Consider the following 20,583-nt stretch of genomic DNA (forward strand, 5'->3'; position numbering starts at 1 on the left):
CGCCGTCCGCCGTGCCGTGCCGCTTTCCCGACGCCCGGCGGCGCGCGGGAGCGGGCGGCCTCATCCCGGGATTGCCGCCCCATGAGCTGGTTCGCTTCCTTCGTCCTCGGACTCGTCCAAGGGCTGACCGAGTTCCTGCCCATCTCCTCCAGCGCCCATCTGCGGCTGACCGCCGCGTTCGCGGGCTGGCACGATCCGGGCGCGGCGTTCACCGCCATCACCCAGATAGGCACCGAAGCCGCCGTGCTGCTGTACTTCCGCGCCGACATCGCGCGCATCGTCTCGGCGTGGGCGCGGTCGCTGTTCGACCGCCGGATGCGGAGCGATCACGATGCGCGGATGGGCTGGCTGGTGATCGTGGGATCGGTGCCGATCGGGGTGCTGGGGCTGACGCTGAAGGACGCGATCGAGGGGCCGTTCCGCGATCTGCGGCTGATCGCCACCACGTTGATCGTGCTGGGCCTCGTCCTGGGGTTCGCCGACCGGCGGGCGGCGCGCGCGGAGCACGGCGGACGCCACCGCGCGGCCGCCCGCCGCAAGGACCTCGCCGATCTGAGCGTCCGCGACGGACTGATCTACGGCGTCTGCCAGGCGATGGCGCTGATCCCGGGCGTCTCCCGCTCCGGCGCCACGATCAGCGGCGGTCTGCTGATGGGCTACACCCGCGAATCCGCCGCCCGCTACTCCTTCCTGCTCGCCGTCCCCGCCGTCCTCGCCTCCGGTCTCTACGAGTTGAAGGACGCGGGCGAGGGGAACGTCGCGTGGGGGCCGACGCTGCTGGCCACCGTCGTCGCGTTCGCCGTGGGGTACGCGGTGATCGCGTGGTTCATGAAGTTCATCAGCACGAAGAGCTTCCTGCCGTTCGTGGTCTACCGCATCGTGCTGGGCGTTGTCCTGTTCGCGCTGGTCGGAGCGGGTTTTCTGACTCCGGACACGGGCGCTTAGGCAGGGTGATCGAGGTCTTCCGAGCGACGGAAGCAGACCGCTGATCCAGAGGTTTCCAGAGGCGATTCAAGCCCTTCCGACTTGATCATCTCCCACTTCACTCCCACAGTTGAACAGATGCGGTGAGCCGCTCATACGGAGGTCGACTCCGCTGAAGGGGCGTCATGCCAACCAGGGCATGGGGACTATCCCCGGTGGGCTCGCCTGATCGATTGACGCTGATTCCCTGCGAAACCCAGCGGGCTGGTCGCCTCGCGTGGCCACCGGACAGCCCGGATCCGGCCCGACGCCAGGCCAATTCGCCCCTGATACTCAAACGATGACCACCTCAGTGCCGCGCTATGTACGTCCGCCACAGCTACCACGAGATCCCGGCGTACTGCGCGGGTCTGTACGTCGAGATCTGCTACGGCAAGGATCTCGGCCGGGCCGACTGACCAGCTCGCGCTTCCCCGGATGTATCGCTTCACCCAAAACCGGGGCGATGGCGCCGGCCGCAGCTTGCCTGCACGAGCCCTCAAGATCGTGTGACAGGCTCTTACGTTCTCGCAAGTCCGGGATCGGACCCGCCGCCCCGCCGTCCCCGGCGCTCGACCTGCCGTCGATGGCCGCACCATCGATCAGCGGCAATCACCCCACGAAGGGACGCGGTTCCCATGAATCAGCGCCGGCGTTCCCAGGCCTGGAGGATTGCCTGGGCATAGGCGACTCGGACGTCCAGGTGTGCCGGCTTGAGGTGGTAGACCTTGTTGATACCGCGGTGGTCGAGGGCTGTGCCGTGGCCGGGCGTGCGCCAGCGAGTCCGGGTCGGGCCGTCGATGTCGGCGTCGAAGCCATCCCCGTCGAGCAGTGAGTAGACCAGCAGGCAGAGCCAGAAGAGCAGCCAGAGCGGGGATGTCACCGCGTATCCCAGCCAGGCGTACCAGCTGCCGACCTTGCCGGTGAACTGCTGTGATGCGGCGTGGGTCCGCACCGTCCACCGGACGCGCCGAGGCCACGGAAGCCACCGTCCGGCGCGACGCGTGATCCGGGCAAGGGGTGTGCCGTCTGCCGCGTACACCTCATGGACACCTGGAGAGGCCGGTTGAACGATGCTCGCCGGCATGCCCTCGGGGCCACAGTGGATCCACAGCGGGCGCGGGGCCTGACGGCTCCACCGCTGGGCCGATCGCGCCTCATACACCCGAGCAAGCGGAGCGTCACCGGCCGCAGCCCCCACCTGCATGATCGTCGAGCTCATTTCGGCATCGGCAGGGAGACCGTTGGGGCAACTGCCGCCAACCGGGACCGGATTGTGGGTACGGACCACGAAGGCGTACGGGGGGAGGCCGCCCGCTCCTGATGCGTTCCAGGCGGGCGCGGGGTGCTGATGCCGGCTCATGCTCATCCGAAAGGGTTCAGGGCAGCGGCGCGGTCCATGGCCTGGCCGGCTGCGTCACGGGCTTTGTCGATCGAGTCGTGAACCTTCTCCGAGGCGTATTGCACGTCTTCCGTGACGATGCGGGCGCCTTCCTTGTAGAGGTTCTTCGCCCCCATCACCGCTTCATAGCCACGAGCCGTCCAGGACCGGGGGTCGACGTAGTGTCCGACCTTCTCGCCCGCATTGTCGATGATCGGTTTGACGGAGTCCGCAAGGGCAGGAATGCGGCCCAACGGGGTGTTCTCGACAAGCTGCGGCACCATTCTCTGGAAGGCACCGTCCGTCAATCCTGCGCCGGCTCGGTACAGGTTGCGGTCGCCGAACTCCTTGGCCACGGCGACCTTGAACCTGTCCGCCATGTTGTCCGCTGTCACATGGATGGCATGTTTCTTCCGCGCTACCCATTTTTCGGCATCGTCGCCGAGCTTCGCGGTTCCGCCGACGTGCTCGATGATGTCGCCTGCACGCTTCCACGAGTCCGCCGCCTTGGCGCCGAAGTCCAGAACGTTCATGGGAATTTTGACTCCCTTGAACGCGCCGACTCCGACCTTTCCCACTCGCGCCATGTCACCAAAGGGGACGAAGCCGGCGACATCGAGACCGATGTCCACCCAGCTGCCCTTCTTCGCGCCCGCTGCCCAGCCGGCTCCATGGAAGGCCAGGGCGCCGGCGTTGAGGGCCATCCCGATGCCCTCGAAGACCACGGCGCCGACGAGGGTCTCGGAGAAGATGACTGCCAGCACGTCGCATGCGGCACTCGCGTAGCCGAGCCAGTCTCCGATCTCGTAGAGAAGGTCGGCGTTCTCCTTCATCCAGTTCCAGATGCCTTCGGCGAGCTCCTTGATCCCGTCGCCAAGGACCTTGAGATTTTTCATGAAGCGGTCGAAAAGTCCGGGCTTGTCCGGCGCTTTCTCGGCTGCCTTACGGATCGCGGCAGCGGCCGCACGCGCGGCCTCTTCGTGATCCTTCAGCAAGTTCCGGGCCTTGCCGATGACAGCGTCCAGGGATTCGGTGGCCTCGTTGACACGCCTGGTTGCCCAGTTCAATCGCTGCTGGGCGTTCTGGAGCGCTTCTTCGGTGTCGAAGCTCTGACCGGCAAGCTGAAGATCTGGGTTACCTTGCGCCTCCTTGAGGGCGCTGCGCGCTTCCTCGGCCTCCCGCTCGTACCGGTGGGCGATCGACTGGAAGTCGGTAAGTTTCGACTGCCATGTGTTCAACGCATGCGCGGCATCGATGAGGGAGCTGTGCCCCTCAGTCAGATGCTTCGGCAATTCGCCGACCTTCTTCGCGAAAGCGGCCGCCGCCTCGCCTTCCCACGCGCCGTCGGCCTTGCCGAGCTTGGTGAGGGTTCCGTGAGCGTCGTTCAGCTGATTGCCCACTCTGCTGAGGGTGGTGACCAGATGCTGTACCGCGGCGGGCACTCCGGGCGCCGGGTCGAAGCCGAGCGCGTCGTAGGTCTGCGTGCTCATAGGTGCGTTCTCCTCGGCGCGGTCAGAGAGAGGCCGGCGCCTGTGGGCTGGTGCCGGAATCGGGCTCTTCGGATTCGCCGAAGGTGATGGTGTCGGCCACGTCCGCAAGGACTGACTGGTAGAAGAAGAGGTCTTGGACGTCGGCAGTGCTCAGGCACAGAAGCAGCAGCCGGTCCTCGTCGGGAAACGGCATCCAGATCTCGATTCGGACGAAATGCCTCTCGTGCTCTCCGTCGGAGAGTTCCCATACCGCACGCGACCCGGCGATGTGCACGACAGCCGGTCCGGCGGGGAGACTGATCAGCTGGACTTCGCCGCTTCCTTGGCCTTGTTCCAGCGTCTCGGCGATGCCGGCGGCCGCGAGGTCGGCGTTCGTGTTGTCCAGGTCGCGAACGCTGATGGTGAGGGAGGCACGGCTGATGCGCTCGGAGGGCTGTTCCTCGTCATCGGATCCGGCAATGCGGAATACCCCGAAGGCGTTGTAGACAGTGCCGCCTGCAGCCAGTTCCTGTGAGTTCGTGGAGTACAGAGCTGTGGTGAGCTTGCGGAGCGGTTCGCGTTCTTCCTCTTCGCCCCAGTAGTCACGAGCGAACTGCCGCATCTGCTCGTCGAACGCCTCTTCCCCCTGACCGAGCCCCAGCGGGATGGCGTGGAACTCCGGTTGGACCTGCAGGCGGAAGGCTGCCCGCTCGACGTCAGGGCTGCCTCCCGGCTCTGCCGCGAAGGAGCGGTCCCTGCCGGAGTCAGCACCGGGTCCGGCTACAGCGGCCGTCGGGCGGTCGGCCTGCGCGTCAGCGCATGCCGGATCTGCGGGATGCGGTACCTGGGTCCGGGCGGCTCGAGGGCCTGGTATCGAGTTCACTTGCCGACAGCCTTCCCGGACGACGTGAACGACTCGGCGATCTGATGCTCAAGATGTTCATAGAGTTTGCGGGACTCGGAGAGACCTTCGGTGACGCCCCCCGTGGCATCGGCGATCAGGCCGATTCCGTACCCCCACTTGTCCTGAAAGTCATCGCAGGCATCCTCCAACTCGTCGTATCCGGCGCCCTTGGGTCCAATGTCCTTCAGCTCTTTCATCGCAGACCGCATGTTGCCCGCGCATTCGCCGAGTTGGTTGATGAGCTGCGCGAGCATCTCAAGTTCAACCTTGTAGTAGCCAGCCATCGCCGGTGCACTCCCCCTGGTGCCATCACTGCGTCACAAGCCTCACGCTCACTTTACGACCTCCGCCCCAGGTCAAGGGCACCGCTCCGCTCTCTGCGACCGCACGACACAGCAACGGCAGCTCAGGATTTCGCTCCAGGGTGGGGGTCTTCTCGTCGGTGAGCGCGTCCGCTCCATCACGAGGTATCCGGATAGAGGCTGCCCAACCTCGAAGCAGCCGGCTCAGAGAGCAAGTGTGGTTCGACGTTGCCTAGTTGTTCACGCAAGGGGGTGCCGCCGTAGATATCCGTGGTGTCTGCGAGCCCCTCGAAGAGTTGGCGTGCGCCTGACACAGAGACCGGAGCCTCGGTGTCGATCCAGCATCCACAGCCTGCATCTGTTCACCATGGCGTACATCACACCTCCACTCGGCCGGTGCAGAATCCAGGAGACGGCCAGGCGCAGCACTGTCCGGAACCACGGAGCGGGCGGACATCCCGAGGTTGCTGGTCTGTTGATGGGGGCCGTCGCACCGGCTGAGGGCGGCCATCCGTTGGATGGTTGTACGCGAAGGCCCCGATTCCGGTCCAGGTCGGACGGTGGAGGCGGGTGTGGCAGAAGCCAAAGTCATGCTCGGGACGACTGATGCGGGCCTCGACGCCGGTTCTCCGGCGACCGCGCCCGGTGAGCGACGGTCCGCGTGGTGACACGCTCGTCGCAGGCACCGACTGCGGTGCGTCGGCTGATTTCCGAGCTGGAGCTGATGGTCGGCGTCGAAGCCGCGTTCGTCATCGGCCACCATTGCCGTACAGCCGAAACCAAGCAGGCCGCTGGGCGCTGCCTTCGCGGACCGGGCGGGCACCGGGGGCGGCCACAGCCCTCTTCGACCGAGCTTACCGACGAGGCGATGCCCCGCTGGAGGTGATCGTGGGCTTCGACGGCGACGCGACCAACGGAGCTACCCGCACCGGCAACCGACTGAGGGTCTGCTCACCCGGATCCACCTGCCGATGGCGCGAACGTTCCATGCGCGGATGCTGCACCCAGCGATGCCCAAGCTGCTCGATCAGTTCGTTTCCCGGCCCCAGATCTGTCTTCGACCAGCTTCACCGCATCCTGCTCGCCGAACTCAACGCGGCGGGCGAACTCGACTGGTCCCGCGCGTGCGCGGACGGCTCCCACATCCGCGCGTAAAAGGGGGAGCCGACACCGGTCCCTCGCCGGTCGACCGACGGAAGACGGGCAGCAAACACCACCTGATCTGTGACGGCCGCGGCACCCCGTTCAAGGTCATCACCACCGCAGCCAACGCCAACGACGTCACCCAGACCCTCGCCCACGTCGACGGCATCCCGCCCGTGGCTGGACGGCCCGGCCGCCCTCGCCGCCGACCCGACGCACTTCTCAGCGACAAGGGCTACGACTCCAAACCCAACCGCCGCGAGCTGCGCAAGCGCCGGATCCTGCCGGTCATCTCACGCAAGGGCGCCCCCGATCTTCAAGGAGCTGGGCAAACTCCGGTACGTCGTCGAGCAGGCCTTCGCCCTGCTCCACCAGGTCAAACGCCTCGCCGTCCGATGGGAACACCGAACCGAACTGCACGACGCCTTCGTCGCCCTGGCCTGCAGCCTCATCTGCTGGAGACACCTCAAGAAGGCCCGGTCGTAATCGTCTTACGAGTTCCTGCCGCCGAAATCGATGGGTGAAGGCAGCGCACCTCGGCTATAGCGTCATACCGCGATTTGGTGATTCCCCGGTTCTTGGCGGAACTGCTGGAGATGCTTCTGAGCACTCATGACAGCGAATGGGTTTTTGTGCTCATTGGTGGTGGTTTGCCGGCGAACGCGAACTTCACCTATTACCACTGGAGGCGCATCGCCGACGGAAGGCCGGCTCAGGAGAACTTCGTCAGGACGAGACCAGGGCAGACGCAGACAGTACGGTCGCGTCGGTCGCAGCCCAGGATGCCTGCGACGTCATATACGGGCAAGCGTCAGTACCTGATGCGGCACAGGCACAAGGAGTGGCTTGACGAGGACGGCGGCGGGAACGCCCGGGTGACGATCGAGTCACGGATGGGCCATGAGGTCGCAGGTGTTGAGGGGCTGTACAGCAACGTCACCACGGCGATGGAGCGACGCATCATGGAGTCGTTGCAGATGCGGTGGGAGCGGTTCGTTGTGACGCTGGATCCTGAATGGCTACCAGTGTCTCCGACTTCACTCCCAGTTGATCTCCATGGCTGGATGAAAGCCCAGGTCAAGGCAGCACGGAGCGCTGATCGATGAACTGGCTCATGAAGTTCATCAGCACGAAGAGCTTCCTGCCGTTCGTGGTCTACCGCATCGTGCTGGGGATCGTGCTGTTCGCGCTGGTCGGAGCGGGTGTCCTGACTCCGGACACGGGCGCTTCGGCGGGCTGAAACCGGGCCGTGCAGGTAGCGCTATCCAGCACTTCCCAGCGCCTGATTGCAGCATCACGCCGTGATCATCTCCCACTTGTCTCCCACTCATCTCCCACCGGGGAGGCGGGATACGACCTCATAGAGCGTGTGCGTCCGCAAAGCAAGGGGTGACGCGGAAGGGCCCACACGGCTTGCCGTGCGGGCCCTTCCGTACAGAGGGTGGAGCGGGTCAGCTGAGGTTCGTGTCGCGGCCTGGGTTCTGTCTGTTTGGCCAGCGTCGGGCCCAGATGAGGATGCCCGCGAGGTGCAGGGCTGCCTGGTAGGCGATCGCGGGCTTGCCGGTTCGTGTGGCCAGGCCGCGCCGCTGCTTGAGGTGGTTGATGCACCGCTCGACGGTGTTCCGCTGCTTGCATGCCTCGCTGTCGAAGCCTGGCGGGCGGCCTCCGAGTCGGCCTCGCCTCAGGCGATGACCGGCCTGGTCGGACGGCTGTGGAATGACCGCGCGGATGCCCCGACGCCGCAGGTGGGTACGGATGGCGCGTGAGGAATACGCACGGTCGGCCAGGACGGCGAGGGGTCGAGTCGACCGACACGGTCCAGTCGGTGTCGTCCTCGGCATCGACTGTGGCCAGGAGAGCGGCGAGGACGCGTTCCCATGTGCCGTCGACGGCCCATCTGATCAGACGCTTGTGAGCAGTCTGAAACGGGCCGAGCTCGTCCGGCAGGTCTCGCCACGGCGAGCTGGTGCGGTACTTCCACCCGATGGCCTCAAGCGTGCGGCGGTGGTCGGCCCACCGCCGCCCGCGAACCGGATCGGCCGGCATCGGTGGCGCGATCCTGTCCCACATCGCATCAGTGATCGCTAATCGGACAGACACATCCAGTCGACCGAGCAACCAGCCAGGCGGACACGTGTCAGGACTGCCCATCCCAAGCCGGAAGTTCGGCTACGGTGACAATGCCGCGGACGCCCAGATCCGCCCGCCGGGCCGGGGCTGTCTGGTCAACGATGACGGAGCAGCCGGCCCACTGCCCGCCGCATTCCTCGACCATCGACCGCACAGCCGACGCCTGGCTACCCGTTTCGATCCAGTCATCGACCAGCAGCACCCGGTCCTTGGGGCCCACCGTCATCCGCTGCAGACGCAGTTCCTGGCGAGTACCCCGGTAGTCGGGGTCGCTGCGCCTGGTGACCTTCTTCCCGGGGAAGATCCCCTCGCGCTTGCGTACCGCGACGAAGCCGACGCCGAGCTCGACGGCAGCTGCCGCGCCCAGCAGAAACCCCCGCGACTCAATGCCGCAGACGGCCGTGACTCCGTCTTCCCGGAACGGCTCGGCCAGTCCACGGACCACCGCAGCAAGAGTCTCGGGGTCACGGAAGACCTGCCAGACGTCAGCATGGCCGCCGATCCAGCGGAAGCGTTCAAGGACCAGGCCGCGCGCGTGAGGCATCATGATCGCGAGTCTGCGGACGAACTGGCAGCCCGGGCAAGCGGATTCTCCGCTCGGGGAATGTCGAGGTTGCCCGAGCCGGTGCCGGCATCTGGCTTCTGCCGGTGGTCGAGCCCTGCTCCAGGCGCGGCCGGTGGGCGGGAACCTCGTGGGGAGACTCCCGCGACGCACACAGCGATCACCCGACGGTGGGTACGCCTACCAGCAGCGGGATCAGCGCCGACGGCGTGGTGCGCGGCAGGCGGTGCACAGGGGATTGGCGCCGTGGCCGTAGCGGTGCGTCGCCTCTCGGCAGGAAGCGCAGGGGTCGACCTGGGCCGGGCTGCAGCCGAGGTCGGCCGCGATCGCCCAGCGCTCCCGCTGCCGCCGAAGTCCCAGTGACACAGCAGGGCCGGGCGCGTCGGCGAGGTCGGGCTGGAGTGGGGCAGCCGATGGTGGCTACACCAATGCTCCGCCCCCCTATCGCGTTCCCCACCCACGGTTCTGGCGAACGCGACAGGTTCACCCGCCAACAAGTCCGCGTCCCCATGCACTACGCAGTCCCGCTGCGTGCAGGTGCCTGACTGAACCGGCTTGGCTCACATCTGACCAGCGGCCACACCCCACCTGGCCTATAACCAGCAGATACCGCCCACACCGGCCTCTGACCAATGATGTCGCACCTACCGATCAAACTTGGCCAACTCCTTTCCTTAGATCACTTGCTGCGATCACGGCAATTTATCTCCCTACATCCCGCTTGATCCTCTCTTTTCGTTTGAAGCACGACGTCAGATTCCGGACATTTGAGCGATAGAACGGTTGATCGCCGTCGAACGGAGTTCGTACTTTATGGCGCACTCACGGGCCGTTCCGGCAACAGTGCCGAAACGCCCGTTCAGGGAGGGATTGCAGAATGAAGAAGACGGTCGTGGGCCTCATGGTCGCCGGCACGACGCTGATGGGGGCGACTTCGGCGTCTGCTCTCGAGGCATGGTCGCCGGGCGGTCAGGCGTACTCCTACACGCGCTCGAACAATGACCAGGTCGGCCTGAAGATGTACAAGGCCAACGTCAAGGCACACGCTGATTACTACCGGACCACGGATCCGTCCAGCTACTACACCCTGTGGCACAAGTCGGGGATCAACGGGAGCACCGTCTACAGCAACCACGGTGGCAAGGTGACGCAGCTGCGCACCTGCAACTGGGTGCCGGACAACGACGACGAGTGCAGCAAGTTCAACCGCGGCTGATGCCGTGCCGGGTGGCTTGAACGCTCAGTCGCCTCTACGCAGAAGTTGAGGATCAAGAGGCAGGAGGGGCGGCGGTTCCGCCGCCCCTCCTGCCTTGTCGTGCCAGGTCGATGACTGGCGAGAGTGCTCCAGGGGGCAGGGAATGGACGGCGCAGCAACGGTGGATCCGATGCTGGCAGTAACCGGTCTTCGGTACGAGGTCGCTGACCGGGTGCTGCTTGACGGGGTGGACCTGACGGTGTCTGCAGGGCAGTCGGCGGCCGTGGTGGGGCCGAGCGGAAGCGGCAAGAGCACGCTGCTCGGCTGCCTCCTGGGGCTGATCCGGCCGTCGGCGGGATCGGTGCAGGTAGCGGGTGGCGACATCGTCAAGATGCGTCGACGGGCGTTGGAGCGGCACCGCAGCAGGCACATGGGAGTGGTCTTCCAGTTCGGGGAGCTGCTGCCCGAACTGACCCCGGTGGAGAACGTCGCGTTGGCGGCCCTGCTGGGCGGAAGCAAGGCTCAGCGGGCGTACCAGCGCGCCGAGGAACTGCTCGGTGAACTCTGTGTGCCCTACCGGGGAGTGCCCACCGGCCGGCTTTCCGGCGGCGAGCGGCAGCGCACCGCCGTAGCACGCGCTTTGATCAACGATCCCGCCGTTCTGCTGGCCGACGAACCGACCGGGGCGCTCGACGCCGCAACCCGCGACAGCGTGACAGAGGTGCTGTTCGAGGTGACCCGACGGCACGACTGTGCGCTGGTCGTCGTCACGCATGACGCCGAGGTGGCTGACCGTGCGGACCGTTGCTGGGAGCTCAAGAACGCCACGCTCGTGCGGCGTGATCTGGGAGGCCGGTCATGAGGGAGCGCTCACTGTGGGGGCAGCTTCTGCGCATGGGCTGGGCCTCGGGGCTGCGGGCGGGCGGCGGTCACGTCAGGGCGGTTGCCCTGCTGTTGGCCACTGCCGTGCTGACGCTGGGCCTGACGTCGATGATTGCGGTGCACGCCGCGTACGAAGGCATCGCACTCCGTTCGGCGAACCGGGCGTTGCAGTTCAAGGATGCTTTTCCTGATCGCCAGCCGGTGGCCTTGGGCAAGAATGACTTCGACGAGAGCGATGGCCGGCAGTTCAGCTTGGTCTACCTGCGTCCGCTGACCAAGGACATGCCGCTTCCCCCTGGCATCGATCGGTGGCCGGCGCCGGGCGAGGCGCTGTTGTCTCCCAGCCTTGTGCAGGCGCTGCGGTCTGAAGGAGCCGTAGGCCGGTACGGCAAGGTGGTCGGAACGATTCGCGATGAAGGGCTGGCCAGTCCGGGGGAACGGTATGGCTATATCAACCCCACCGACCGGCAGTTGGACAAGAAGGCGGCGCTCTCCGTCGTCGGGTTCGGTGGGGAGAAGGGGCTGCGGACCGGCGATCCGCTGTTCGTCGCCGACGAAGGGAAGTTCCTGACGGCCCTCTACCTGATCCTGGTGCCCGCCGGAGCTCTTGCCGTTGTCGCTGCCCGTATGGGATCGGCGGGACGTGACAAGCGCACGGCGCTGATCAGCGCCCTGGGCGGCGGCGGGCGCCATCGAGTTCTGCTCAATGTCGGGGAGTCGGCGGCACCGATACTCGCGGGCGCAGCCCTGGGGATGCTCCCGGGTTTGTGCGTGCCGGCCACAGGAAACCTCCGGCTCCCCTGGATCAACTACTGGGTTTCGGCAGCTGACCTGCAACGCTGGTGGTGGGCCGTGCCGGTGGCGGGATGCGTCGCCGCGGCTGTGCTGCTCCTGCTCGTGTGCGCATTGCACCGCACGGGGCGGCGTGGGCGGACACGTGCCACCCGGCTTGCCGCCCACAAGGGGCAGATGGTGCGCTGGGCTGCTCTGGCCTGCCCGCTGCTGGTGGTGGGCACCGTTTGGGGGCCGGCTCAGCTCGATCCTGCCCAGTATTCCGATCTCAGAATGAAGCTGTACAACACCGGCGTGGTGGCCGCCATGGCGACCTTGCCGTGCGCGGTCGCGGTCGGCGCCGCCGCCCTCGGCGCTCGGCTGGCCCGCTCGACGCGGCGCACCGGCGGCGCGGGCGCCCTCATCGCCGGCCGACACGCGTCCGCGCACCCAGGAGTGGTCTCTCGCCTGGTCGCCGGCGTCGGCATCGCGCTGGTCCTGGTGAGCCAGGTTCAGTTGAAGAACTCCCAGTTCGGCGAAAGTGCGCGGGCCGCGCAAGCCACGGTGAACAGGGTCGGAACCAGCATGCTGCTCATGCACATTGAGCCCGGCGGCCCGACGCGACGGCAGTTGGACCCGGTTCTCCAGCGCTTCCCGCGCGGAACGGAGATGATCGCGCTGTATCCGCCGACGGACCCGGCACCGGGGGGCGTGGTGCGGCTCCAGGGCTCTTGTCCGGCGTTGCAGGCCGTGCAGCTCACCTGCTCGCAGAAGCCTGCTTCCACCGCTGCGCGTAGTGCCGACCAGCGGATCGCCGAGGCCGTCTTGTGGACCAGCCCTGGCAGTGAACACATATCGGCGCAGCAGGGGCCTGTGCTGCCGGCCGGTACGGGCGGTGGTCCCCGGACCGTCGTGCTGGCCTCGTCCGACGGCAAGGACCTTCCCGAGGCGCAGATCAACCAGCTCTTGAGGGATGCCCTGCCGCTGGCCGCGGTCACCGTCGAATCCCCTGGCGGCTCCTGGCTGGTCGGTGCCAACAATCAGGTGGCCCATGGCCGCTGGGTCGTCTTCTTCGGGCTCCCCGGTGTGCTGATCGTCGCCCTTGCCATCGTCCTCGCCAACCTCGCCGAATTCCTGCGATTCAGCCACGTGGTCGCGCCCCTGAGCGTGCTCACCGGTGAGCGCAAGATCTACTACTCCACGGCCCTGTGGACCTTGCTGGTCCCGATGCTCGCGACGATCGCCACCAGTGTCATCGTCGCGTCCTGGCTGGCCATGCCTCAGGTGAGCGCGGCCAATGGTGTGGAGCTGTCCAGCGGGATGCTCGCCGCGACGGCGGGATCCCTGGCCACGCTCGCCGTACTGACCTGGTGGTGGGGCTCTTGTGCAGCGCAGCGCCAGTCGTCGCAGTGGCGTCCGCATGGCGAGTGACCAGCGGGTCCTGCGAGGAGGCCCGGATGACGGAGGAGCCGGCGGCGAGCAGGACGGCACGGTGGGAAAGTTCAGGGGCGCAGTGCGGCGCGGCCGGGTTGCTGTCTTCCTCGGCCCGGCCGTCCTTTCGCTTGCTCTGGGGCTGTGGGGTATCACGCGGGAATACAGCATGTGGCGGGACGAGGCGGCAACGTGGCAGTCGGCGCATCGGTCCCTGGCCGAGATAGGGCACCTCGTCGGCCAGGCCGACGTCGTCCATGGCCTCTATTACGTGGTGATGCACGGAGTGTTCGCCCTCTTCGGCGACAGTCTGGTCACCTTGCGGCTGCCCTCCGTCCTCGCCACCGCCACCGCGTGCGGGCTGACGGCACTCGTCGGAGCCCGGCTTTCGGACCGCTGGACCGGGATAGGTGCGGGGCTGGCCCTGGCGGTCATTCCGGCAGTCCAGGAGTTCGCCCAAGAGGGCCGCTCGTACGCCCTTGTCCTCGTCTTCGTGGTACTCGCTACCTGGCTCCTCATCAGCGCCCTTGAGCGGCCGGGCAGTCGGCGGTGGACCTGGTACGCGCTGGCCGTTCTGATCGCCGCGCTGCTCAACTGGTTCTCGCTGTTCGCGCTGGTCGCGCACGGTGTGACGGTGGCGTGGGCCCGCCTTGACCGCGCTCGACGAGCCGGGTGGCTGCTTGCCGCCCTCGGGGCTGTTGTCGCGGCCCTGCCGCTGATCCTGGCCAGCCGGGCCCAAGCCTCGCAGGTCTCCTGGATCAAGCCGACCGGCTGGTCGACGCTACTCGGCGTGCTGGCCACCGTGACGATCGCAGCCCTGTGCTCACTGCTGGCGCATGCGCGCATGCCGGGGAGCATGCGCGAGCACGCGCCCCAGGCACGCGTGAACCTGGCCACCGTCGGACTCCCGCTCTGCGCGGTCCCCCAGCTCGCTCTGGCGTTGATCTCCCTGATTCAACCCCTCTACGTGACGCGCTACGTGCTGTTCGCCTATGCGGGACTCGCGCTCCTCATAGGCGCCCTCCTCGCCGTGCTCGCGACGCGCTTGAGGACATCCGCCGCCGTACTGCTCCCCGCTGCTCTCGCCGTGGCCCTCCTGGCGCTTCTCCCGATCGAGCTCCGCGTGCGTAGCGAACAAAACCGTGTCGACGACGTCCTTACCGCGGCAGCCACTGTCGGCCAGGTCCGCGGCGCCGCCGACGGCGTGCTCTACATTCCCGCCGCACGCCGCGACACCGCCCTCGTCTCACCCCACGCATTCGCGGGTCTGCGAGACCTCGCCCTGGCCCAGGGACCGGTGGAGTCAGGAACCCTGAAGGGCATAGAGGCCGGGCCGCTCGATATAGAGCGCGCGATACTGAGCGCGCGACGGATAGTGCTTGTCACCGATCCCGGGCCCCGCCAAGACGACTCGATGGCCGACCGCACCAAGCAACGCACCCTGGACGCACACTTCGTGCGCTGTGCAGACAGCGTCGAACGAGGCCGCCGGATAAGCGTCTACGAACGGCGCGATGACGGTGGCGGCCGGCGGGTACCGGAAACCACACAGCCCGACGGCGAGGGGAGCAGGGGCCTGTTCTCCCACTTTGCCCCGGTCGGTGTGCTGCCATCGGTCCCGGCGAGGGCACGGGACGCCTGGCTGAGCTACTCAGATAGGCCTCGTACCAGCATGCTGTAGACCGAGGAGGCGGAAAAAGCGCGCTGGTCTCCGATGTGGCGGTGCCTCATTCCTCATAGCTGCGGCGTATGGCGTCATGGGTGGCGTCGACCAGCAGGGTTGCCCGGCTCTCGGGCGGCCGTCCAGGAGCGCTCCGTGGATGCGGGCCGCCTCGCCTGCGGTCACGGCCCTTCCACCAGCCGTTGGGGCTCTCTCCAACGCGGAGCGTCGTCATCAGGGACGTCCGGAGACGCGAAGTGGAACGGCACCCGCAGGTGGCCGGCCAGCGCCCGGCCGGCCGCGGCGGCGGCAACACCAGGAGGAGGGCCGTCAGGTCGCTGGTAGATGGTCGCCAGGCGGCCCTCCCCTTCTGAGGCGTCCAGGACCGCGACCAGAAGCACGAACCAGTCGTGGACTGTATCGCCGTCCCACAACACCTCCACCGCCACCACACGACCGGGGAGAGCCGCGGCCGGGCTGCGAGCGAGGGGAGGTCCAGCGGATCAGGCGGGGTGCGCTGCACGCGGTCGCCCAGAGCCTCGTATCGCGCGTGGACCACCCGCTCGGCTTCGTGCAGGCCCACCCCCAGCGGGCGCAGGGCCTCCCGGACGGACCTGACCGCCGACAGCCGGCGGTCGCGCAGCACATCGGCATCGACCTCTCGGCAGGTCCGCTCCTCCAAGCAGTCCCACCAACCGCTCACCGGGCCACCAGCCGGAGTTCCAGAGCGCATCATGGGGTCGAACGTACATCAGCGCTCAGTCGACTGACCGTGACGCCCTTCGGGGCCCGGGCCGGGGAACTCGGCGAGGCGAAGGGCCCAGTCGGCTACCGACTGACACTCGCCAGAGGCACGCGCTCACGGACCATCTCGCCGGTGTCCGGGTTGAGAACGTAAACCTGGAACGGGGCCCACGCCGGGTCGGCGAGGATGGCGGGCTCACGGTGGGATGAGACCAGCAGGGCCAGTTCTCCCTCCCAGGCCCTCAACCGACTCGGGGCCGGGCAGGCAACGGCGACCAAAGTCCCCCGCGTGCCGCCGGTGCCACTGCGCTCATGGACCGGCCGGCCGTCGCCGTAGCGGGAATCCCGGCGGCCGTGGCGGCTCGTCCATGTGCCCGTGGCGGTAGGCCCAGGCGGCGAGCTCGACCCGGTTACGGACGTCGAGCTTCAGCTGCGCGGCGGCGAGGTGCTTCTTGACCGTGCCGAGGGAGATGTACAGGCGTTCGGCGATCTCGGCGTTGGTGAGCCCCTCGGCGGCGGCCCGGACGGTCGTCAGCTCGCGTTCCGACAGCGGATGCGGGCCCGAACCGAGGAGCGGCGGGCGGGCCCGGTGGGAGGTGAAGTGCCGCAGCAGGCGGACGGTGATCTGCGGGGAGACCATCGCCTCGCCGCGGGCGGCGGCGCGCACGGCCTCGATGAGCATGGTGGGGCCGGCGTCCTTGAGCAGGAAGCCGACCGCGCCGCCGTGCAGGGCCTCGTGCACGTATTCGTCGAGGTCGAAGGTGGTGACGACGATGACGCGCAACGGGTCCGGTACGCCGGGGCCGGCGAGTCGGCGGGTGACGTCGAGTCCGGTGATGCCGGGCATCCGGATGTCCAGCAGGCAGACGTCGGGGCGGTGGTGCTCGGCGAGGCGCAGGGCCTCGATGCCGTCGTCGGCCTCGGCGACGACCTCGATGTCGGGTTCGGCGTCGAGGATGTAGCGGAAGCCGGTACGGACCATGCGCTGGTCGTCGGCGAGCAGGACGCGGAGGGTCATCGCAGCGCAGCCCCGCCGGTTGCCGGAGCCGGCCGCTCGGGCCGGTCCGCCGCGCCGGGCAGGTGGGCGGTGACGTGCCAGCCGGAGCCGGATGCGGCCGGTCCGGCGTGGCAGGTACCGCCGAGCAGCTTGGCGCGCTCGGCCATGCCGATCAGCCCGTAGCCGTCCCCGGTGGAGGTGCGGACGGGGCCGCGGCCGTCGTCGTGGACGTCCAGGCGCAGCCACCCGCTCTCACCGTGGACCCGGACGGTGATCCTGGTGGCGCCGCGGGCGTGGCGGTCGGCGTTGGTGACGGCCTCCTGGGCGATCCGCAGAACTGCGGCGGTGAGCTCGGCCGGTGCGCTGTCCAGTTCCTCCTCGCCGCTGACGGCGATTTCGGGGCGGTGGCCGTTGCCGGGCCGGGCGAGGGCGGTGAGCTGACGCGCCGGGGAGTCCGCGACCTGGCGTGGGTGTTCGCCATCGCGGAGCGCACCGACCAGGTGGCGCATGGCGGTCAGCGCGTTTGCCCCGGCGTGCTCGATGTCGGCCAGGGCGGTGCGCAGCAGTTCGGGGTCGCGGGCGGCGATGTGCTGGAGTGCTTGGGCCTGGACGACGATGCCGGTGACCTGGTGGGCGACGACGTCGTGGAGGTCCCGGGCGAGCGCGTTGCGTTCCTCACGCACGGCGCGTTCGATGTGCCAGGCCCGGCGCTCCGCCCGCCAGCGCAGCAGCAGTCCGGGGCCGAGCAGCACCAGCACCAGCAGCGCGTTGTCCACGTCGTACGGCCCGCCGGCGCGCCCGGCGGCGGCCAGGAGGGCTGCGAAGGAAGCCAGCGCCGTGCCCGCGATCACCAGCGGCCGGCAACGGCGGGCGACCAGCGAGAGCAGCAGGGCGAGGGCGAGCGCCTCGGTGAGGCCGATCGGCCGGTGGCCGGCGGGCAGCAGCCGGTAGCCGGCGGAGGCCGTGAACGAGATCAGCAGTGCGCCGGCGGCAGCTGCCGCCGTTCCCGTCCCGCCGCAGCGGTGGGCGGGGAACGGGCGCAGCGTCCAGAGGACGAGTGATCCCATCGCGGCGCCGGAGACGAGGAACAGTGCGTCGCCGACGGGGCCCGGGCGCATGTCCCACCAGCGGTCGAGGTCGGTGAGGAGTGCCGCCAACAAGGCGACCGCGGCGAGGAGGGCCGGCATCGGGTGGGGGCGCCGGGCGGCGGTGCCCTCGCGGGCGGAAGCGGGCGGACTGGCTGCCGGTCGGTGGTGCATGCCGCCACCGTACGTGGGCGCGAAGGCGCCGGGGGTGGCCGATCGGCTACTTCGAAGCGGGCCGGGTGGCTGCTGCGTCACCCCGCTGACCTGGGCGAACGTGAAGCTCGTCAATCCGCGGCCCGGTCCGCCCGCCGCCCGCACCTCCTGGAGGAAGCCCCGTGCCCCTGCCCGAAACCACCCCGCCCCCTCCCAAGACCTCCGGCGACGCCGGCCCCGACGGCGTCCGCCCCCGGCCCGCCCGGCTTGGCGCAGCCGTGCGCTGGACGGTCGTCGCCGCCGTCGCCGCCGCGCTGGCCGTCTTCGCCGCCGGTCCGCGCAGCGCGCCGGTCGCCGCCCACCGCAGTGGTGACGCGACGTTGGCCGAGCGGGTCGCCGGCCTGCTGCCGGACGGCCGGGGCGCGGGCGGCTCGGTGGGCGTCTCCGTCGCGGTCGTCGACCATGACACCGTCACCAGGGCCGCGCTGGGCACCACCGACGGCTCGACCCCAGTCACCCCGGACACCGCGTTCGAGACCGGCTCGGCGCAGAAGGTGCTCACCGCGAGCCTGCTCGGCAGCCTCCTGGATGCCGGGAAGATCAGGCTCACCGACACCGTCGGCGCCCTGTGGCCCGAGTACTCGTTCGCCGATCCGGCGGTGGCCGGCATCACCGTCGAGCAACTCGCCACCCACACCGCCGGCCTACCGTCCTTCCCGGCCGACGGCCCGCGCTTCCCGCTCGCGATGGCCGGCTACCTGCTGGGCGGCAACGGCTACTCGCTCCTCCAGGACCCGGTGCGCGCGCTCGCCGCCCTGACCGGCTCCGGGCCCGAGCCGGACACCGCGTTCTCCTACTCCAACCTCGGCTACGCCGTCCTCGGCGAGACCCTCGCCAAGGTCGACGGCCGCGACTACCCGACCGCCCTGCGCGAGCGGCTCCTCGCCCCGCTCGGCATGGACCACACCACCGTCCGCACCGCCCCCGGCACCCCGGACCGGGCTGCCCTCCCGTTCCACACCGCCGGCACACCGGTCGTGCCGTGGACCAACCCCGGCTGGGCGGCGGTCGGCACCGGCACCTGGACCACCAGCGCCGACCTCGCGGCCTTCCTGGCCGCGGGCGCCGCCCCGAACCCGCCCACCGCGCTCGCCCTCACCCACACCCCGCACGCCGCCGTCGCCGACTACGCCGACCGCGACGGGCACATCGGCCTGGGCTGGCAGCTCTGGAACGCCGGTGGCACGACCGTCAGCTGGCACAACGGACTGACCAACGGCTCCCGCGCGTTCGTCGCCCACACCACCGACCAGCGCGCGGTGGTCGTCCTCACCAACTCCACCCGCACACCGGCCGAGAAGATCGGCTTCGCCCTGCTCGGTGTCGACGCCCCCGAGTTCGACGAACCCCGGACCCCGCACCCCGTCCTGCTCGCCGCCACCGGACTGCTCACGGCCGGCGCCCCCGCGCTCGCCCTGCTCGGCGTGGTGCGGCCCCGCCGCGCCTGTATCTCCCGCCCCTTGGACCGCCTCAAGGCCGTCTCCCTGCCGCTGACCGCCGCCACCTGCTGGCTGCTGGCCCTGCGCACCGGCGAGTGGGGGCACGTCCCGGGCGTCCTGTGCGCGATCGGCGCGGGGCTGGTGACAGCGACGGCCGCCGAGTCCGTCCGCCGCTGGCCCGCCCTGCCGACGGCTCGGGGCCCGTACCCGTGGCTGCGCGCCGTCGCCTTCGCGCTGCCCGTCCTGCCGCTGGCCGTGCTGTTCTGCACGAATGCAGTGATCACCGTCGACCTGCCCTGAACGACGCGGGGGCGGGCGGCGAAGCGCCGGACGCCGTGGTGCAGTTGCACGACGGTCCGACCCACGCCGCCGTGGCCGGTCTCCACGCGGCAGCGGACCTGCAGAAGTCTGAGGTCGGCCGTTCGGCGCCCTTTGCGGCGCTGTATGCCTCATCGCCCTCTTCATTGCCCTGAACGCCGCTGGAACCTGTACCTGGAACAGCAGAGTGACCTCGCCGAGATCACTCGCGATTCGCTCGCACAGTCGCGGGTGCAGCAGCACATCCCAGAGCACACCGAAAACGGCTCCCACATCCAGCAGATGGCAGATCACCGGACACGGCCCCGGCAACCCCAACTCCTTGCCCCGCAACCGCACATCCAGCCGCCACCAGACAGCACCGACATCTTCTGCACCCATGCCAAACGTCTAACACCCACCACTGACAACGAGTCCCGATCCGGGGCTCTCCTCAAACAACGGCCTGTCCACGCAGATAGACTGACGGGGAATCCGAAGATCACCACCTGACCGCAAGGGCGTCACTGTGAACGAACACCTCCTTGGTGAGGAAATCGCAAAGCCCGAATAACACCGCAGGTCAGGAAGGGTCGGCTCCGCGCGAGCGGAGGTGTCCCGAGGTCGGCCACTGGGGGCAGGTCGTCCAGCCATCGCGCAGCACTCGTGGGAACCGGTGTGCCAGCCCCGGTCGGCCGAGCGGCCCCGCGCGTACTCGTGGACACACTGAAAGGCCGTTCACAAGCCACTGGAGCTCTGATGCTGCCCCTGACGATGCGGTAGAACTCCCAGTCTCCGTAACGCTTCAGACAGCGGTTGATCTCACACCGGGTTTTCCCTTCCGTAACCCTTCTCCCCTAGTACTCCTGTGTGCGCGGGTCAAAGCGGAGCCGAGTCAACACAACGCGGTGAAGGGCAGCATTCACCCGCCGATTTCCGCCACGGTTGAGCCGACGATGACATCTGCTGCCGGAGGCAGTATTCGACTGGGCTTGGCCTCGCGCTGTTCGCGCTC

The 20,583-nt window shown here is 68.5% G+C and carries 15 protein-coding genes and 3 pseudogenes; 9 read left to right on the forward strand and 9 right to left on the reverse strand.

From position 1 onward, the window contains the following. Positions 1-81 precede the first annotated feature (81 nt). The gene (locus ABT345_RS04235; RefSeq protein ID WP_345081635.1) at positions 82-945 is read left to right on the forward strand and encodes an undecaprenyl-diphosphate phosphatase; all 864 of its coding nucleotides are present in this window, start codon (positions 82-84) and stop codon (positions 943-945) included. A 661-nt stretch (positions 946-1,606) separates the two neighbouring features. Here the strand turns inward: ABT345_RS04235 and ABT345_RS04240 are convergent. From ABT345_RS04240 to ABT345_RS04255, 4 genes are all read right to left on the reverse strand, one after another. After that, positions 1,607-1,918, reverse strand: a complete 312-nt coding sequence (locus ABT345_RS04240; protein ID WP_345081638.1) for a hypothetical protein — start codon at positions 1,916-1,918, stop codon at positions 1,607-1,609. 410 nt (positions 1,919-2,328) lie between these two features. Beyond that, positions 2,329-3,834: a putative T7SS-secreted protein gene (locus ABT345_RS04245; RefSeq protein ID WP_345081641.1), complete on the reverse strand. Its 1,506-nt coding sequence runs from the start codon at positions 3,832-3,834 to the stop codon at positions 2,329-2,331. A gap of 22 nt (positions 3,835-3,856) precedes the next feature. Further along, positions 3,857-4,696, reverse strand: a complete 840-nt coding sequence (locus ABT345_RS04250; protein WP_345081644.1) for a hypothetical protein — start codon at positions 4,694-4,696, stop codon at positions 3,857-3,859. After that, positions 4,693-5,001, reverse strand: coding sequence for a DUF6317 family protein (locus tag ABT345_RS04255; RefSeq protein ID WP_345081647.1), 309 nt, complete (start codon positions 4,999-5,001; stop codon positions 4,693-4,695). The genes ABT345_RS04250 and ABT345_RS04255 overlap by 4 nt, the downstream gene beginning before the upstream one ends. A gap of 1,028 nt (positions 5,002-6,029) precedes the next feature. On the opposite strand from ABT345_RS04255, the gene ABT345_RS04260 reads away from it, so the two are divergent. From ABT345_RS04260 to ABT345_RS04270, 3 genes and pseudogenes are all read left to right on the forward strand, one after another. Beyond that, a complete protein-coding gene (locus tag ABT345_RS04260) occupies positions 6,030-6,686 on the forward strand; it encodes a transposase (RefSeq protein ID WP_345082523.1) in 657 nt (218 codons plus the stop codon). A gap of 54 nt (positions 6,687-6,740) precedes the next feature. After that, positions 6,741-7,268 carry a hypothetical protein gene (locus tag ABT345_RS04265; RefSeq protein ID WP_345081650.1) on the forward strand — a complete coding sequence of 176 codons (528 nt, stop codon included), beginning with the start codon at positions 6,741-6,743 and terminating at the stop codon, positions 7,266-7,268. A 2-nt stretch (positions 7,269-7,270) separates the two neighbouring features. Further along, positions 7,271-7,402 (forward strand): annotated as a pseudogene (locus tag ABT345_RS04270) (undecaprenyl-diphosphatase); the annotation flags it as partial. A 211-nt stretch (positions 7,403-7,613) separates the two neighbouring features. On the opposite strand, the pseudogene ABT345_RS04275 reads toward ABT345_RS04270, so the two are convergent. Further along, positions 7,614-8,262: pseudogene (locus ABT345_RS04275) on the reverse strand (transposase). Positions 8,263-8,299: 37 nt separating this feature from the next. Further along, positions 8,300-8,839, reverse strand: a complete 540-nt coding sequence (locus ABT345_RS04280; RefSeq protein ID WP_345081653.1) for a phosphoribosyltransferase family protein — start codon at positions 8,837-8,839, stop codon at positions 8,300-8,302. An 892-nt stretch (positions 8,840-9,731) separates the two neighbouring features. Here ABT345_RS04280 and ABT345_RS04285 point away from each other — a divergent pair. The 4 genes from ABT345_RS04285 (at position 9,732) to ABT345_RS04300 (ending at position 14,814) form a co-directional block, all read left to right on the forward strand. Further along, positions 9,732-10,070: a hypothetical protein gene (locus ABT345_RS04285; protein ID WP_345081656.1), complete on the forward strand. Its 339-nt coding sequence runs from the start codon at positions 9,732-9,734 to the stop codon at positions 10,068-10,070. Between the two features lie 142 nt (positions 10,071-10,212). Further along, the gene (locus ABT345_RS04290) at positions 10,213-10,911 is read left to right on the forward strand and encodes an ABC transporter ATP-binding protein (RefSeq protein ID WP_345081659.1); all 699 of its coding nucleotides are present in this window, start codon (positions 10,213-10,215) and stop codon (positions 10,909-10,911) included. Continuing rightward, the gene (locus tag ABT345_RS04295; RefSeq protein ID WP_345081662.1) at positions 10,908-13,133 is read left to right on the forward strand and encodes a hypothetical protein; all 2,226 of its coding nucleotides are present in this window, start codon (positions 10,908-10,910) and stop codon (positions 13,131-13,133) included. The genes ABT345_RS04290 and ABT345_RS04295 overlap by 4 nt, the downstream gene beginning before the upstream one ends. After that, entirely contained in the window at positions 13,123-14,814 is a 1,692-nt protein-coding gene (locus tag ABT345_RS04300) for a glycosyltransferase family 39 protein (RefSeq protein WP_345081665.1), read from the forward strand. The genes ABT345_RS04295 and ABT345_RS04300 overlap by 11 nt, the downstream gene beginning before the upstream one ends. A 1,033-nt stretch (positions 14,815-15,847) precedes the next feature. Here ABT345_RS04300 and ABT345_RS04305 read toward each other — a convergent pair. Together ABT345_RS04305 and ABT345_RS04310 are read right to left on the reverse strand one after the other, a co-directional pair. Then, on the reverse strand, positions 15,848-16,555 hold the full coding sequence (locus tag ABT345_RS04305; protein ID WP_345081669.1) for a response regulator: 708 nt from the start codon (positions 16,553-16,555) through the stop codon (positions 15,848-15,850). Continuing rightward, the gene (locus ABT345_RS04310) at positions 16,552-17,793 is read right to left on the reverse strand and encodes a sensor histidine kinase (RefSeq protein ID WP_345081672.1); all 1,242 of its coding nucleotides are present in this window, start codon (positions 17,791-17,793) and stop codon (positions 16,552-16,554) included. The genes ABT345_RS04305 and ABT345_RS04310 overlap by 4 nt, the downstream gene beginning before the upstream one ends. A gap of 161 nt (positions 17,794-17,954) precedes the next feature. Here ABT345_RS04310 and ABT345_RS04315 point away from each other — a divergent pair, with 161 nt between their 5' ends. Then, positions 17,955-19,571 carry a serine hydrolase domain-containing protein gene (locus ABT345_RS04315; RefSeq protein WP_345081675.1) on the forward strand — a complete coding sequence of 539 codons (1,617 nt, stop codon included), beginning with the start codon at positions 17,955-17,957 and terminating at the stop codon, positions 19,569-19,571. An 854-nt stretch (positions 19,572-20,425) separates the two neighbouring features. On the opposite strand, the pseudogene ABT345_RS33220 reads toward ABT345_RS04315, so the two are convergent. After that, a pseudogene (locus tag ABT345_RS33220) lies at positions 20,426-20,548 on the reverse strand (transposase); the annotation flags it as partial. Positions 20,549-20,583 lie beyond the last annotated feature (35 nt).

Origin of the sequence: Streptomyces sp. NPDC000404 (genome assembly GCF_040300365.1) — a bacterium.
Lineage (GTDB): Bacteria > Actinomycetota > Actinomycetes > Streptomycetales > Streptomycetaceae > Streptomyces > Streptomyces ramulosus.

Coding starts and splice junctions, on each gene's coding strand:
- ABT345_RS04260 (WP_345082523.1), top strand. CDS start 6,030: ATGCCCAAGCTGCTCGATCAGTTCGTTTCCCGGCCCCAGATCTGTCTT.
- ABT345_RS04285 (WP_345081656.1), top strand. CDS start 9,732: ATGAAGAAGACGGTCGTGGGCCTCATGGTCGCCGGCACGACGCTGATG.
- ABT345_RS04235 (WP_345081635.1), top strand. CDS start 82: ATGAGCTGGTTCGCTTCCTTCGTCCTCGGACTCGTCCAAGGGCTGACC.
- ABT345_RS04295 (WP_345081662.1), top strand. CDS start 10,908: ATGAGGGAGCGCTCACTGTGGGGGCAGCTTCTGCGCATGGGCTGGGCC.
- ABT345_RS04290 (WP_345081659.1), top strand. CDS start 10,213: ATGGACGGCGCAGCAACGGTGGATCCGATGCTGGCAGTAACCGGTCTT.
- ABT345_RS04305 (WP_345081669.1), bottom strand. CDS start 16,555: ATGACCCTCCGCGTCCTGCTCGCCGACGACCAGCGCATGGTCCGTACC.
- ABT345_RS04255 (WP_345081647.1), bottom strand. CDS start 5,001: ATGGCTGGCTACTACAAGGTTGAACTTGAGATGCTCGCGCAGCTCATC.
- ABT345_RS04280 (WP_345081653.1), bottom strand. CDS start 8,839: ATGATGCCTCACGCGCGCGGCCTGGTCCTTGAACGCTTCCGCTGGATC.
- ABT345_RS04310 (WP_345081672.1), bottom strand. CDS start 17,793: ATGCACCACCGACCGGCAGCCAGTCCGCCCGCTTCCGCCCGCGAGGGC.
- ABT345_RS04245 (WP_345081641.1), bottom strand. CDS start 3,834: ATGAGCACGCAGACCTACGACGCGCTCGGCTTCGACCCGGCGCCCGGA.
- ABT345_RS04300 (WP_345081665.1), top strand. CDS start 13,123: ATGGCGAGTGACCAGCGGGTCCTGCGAGGAGGCCCGGATGACGGAGGA.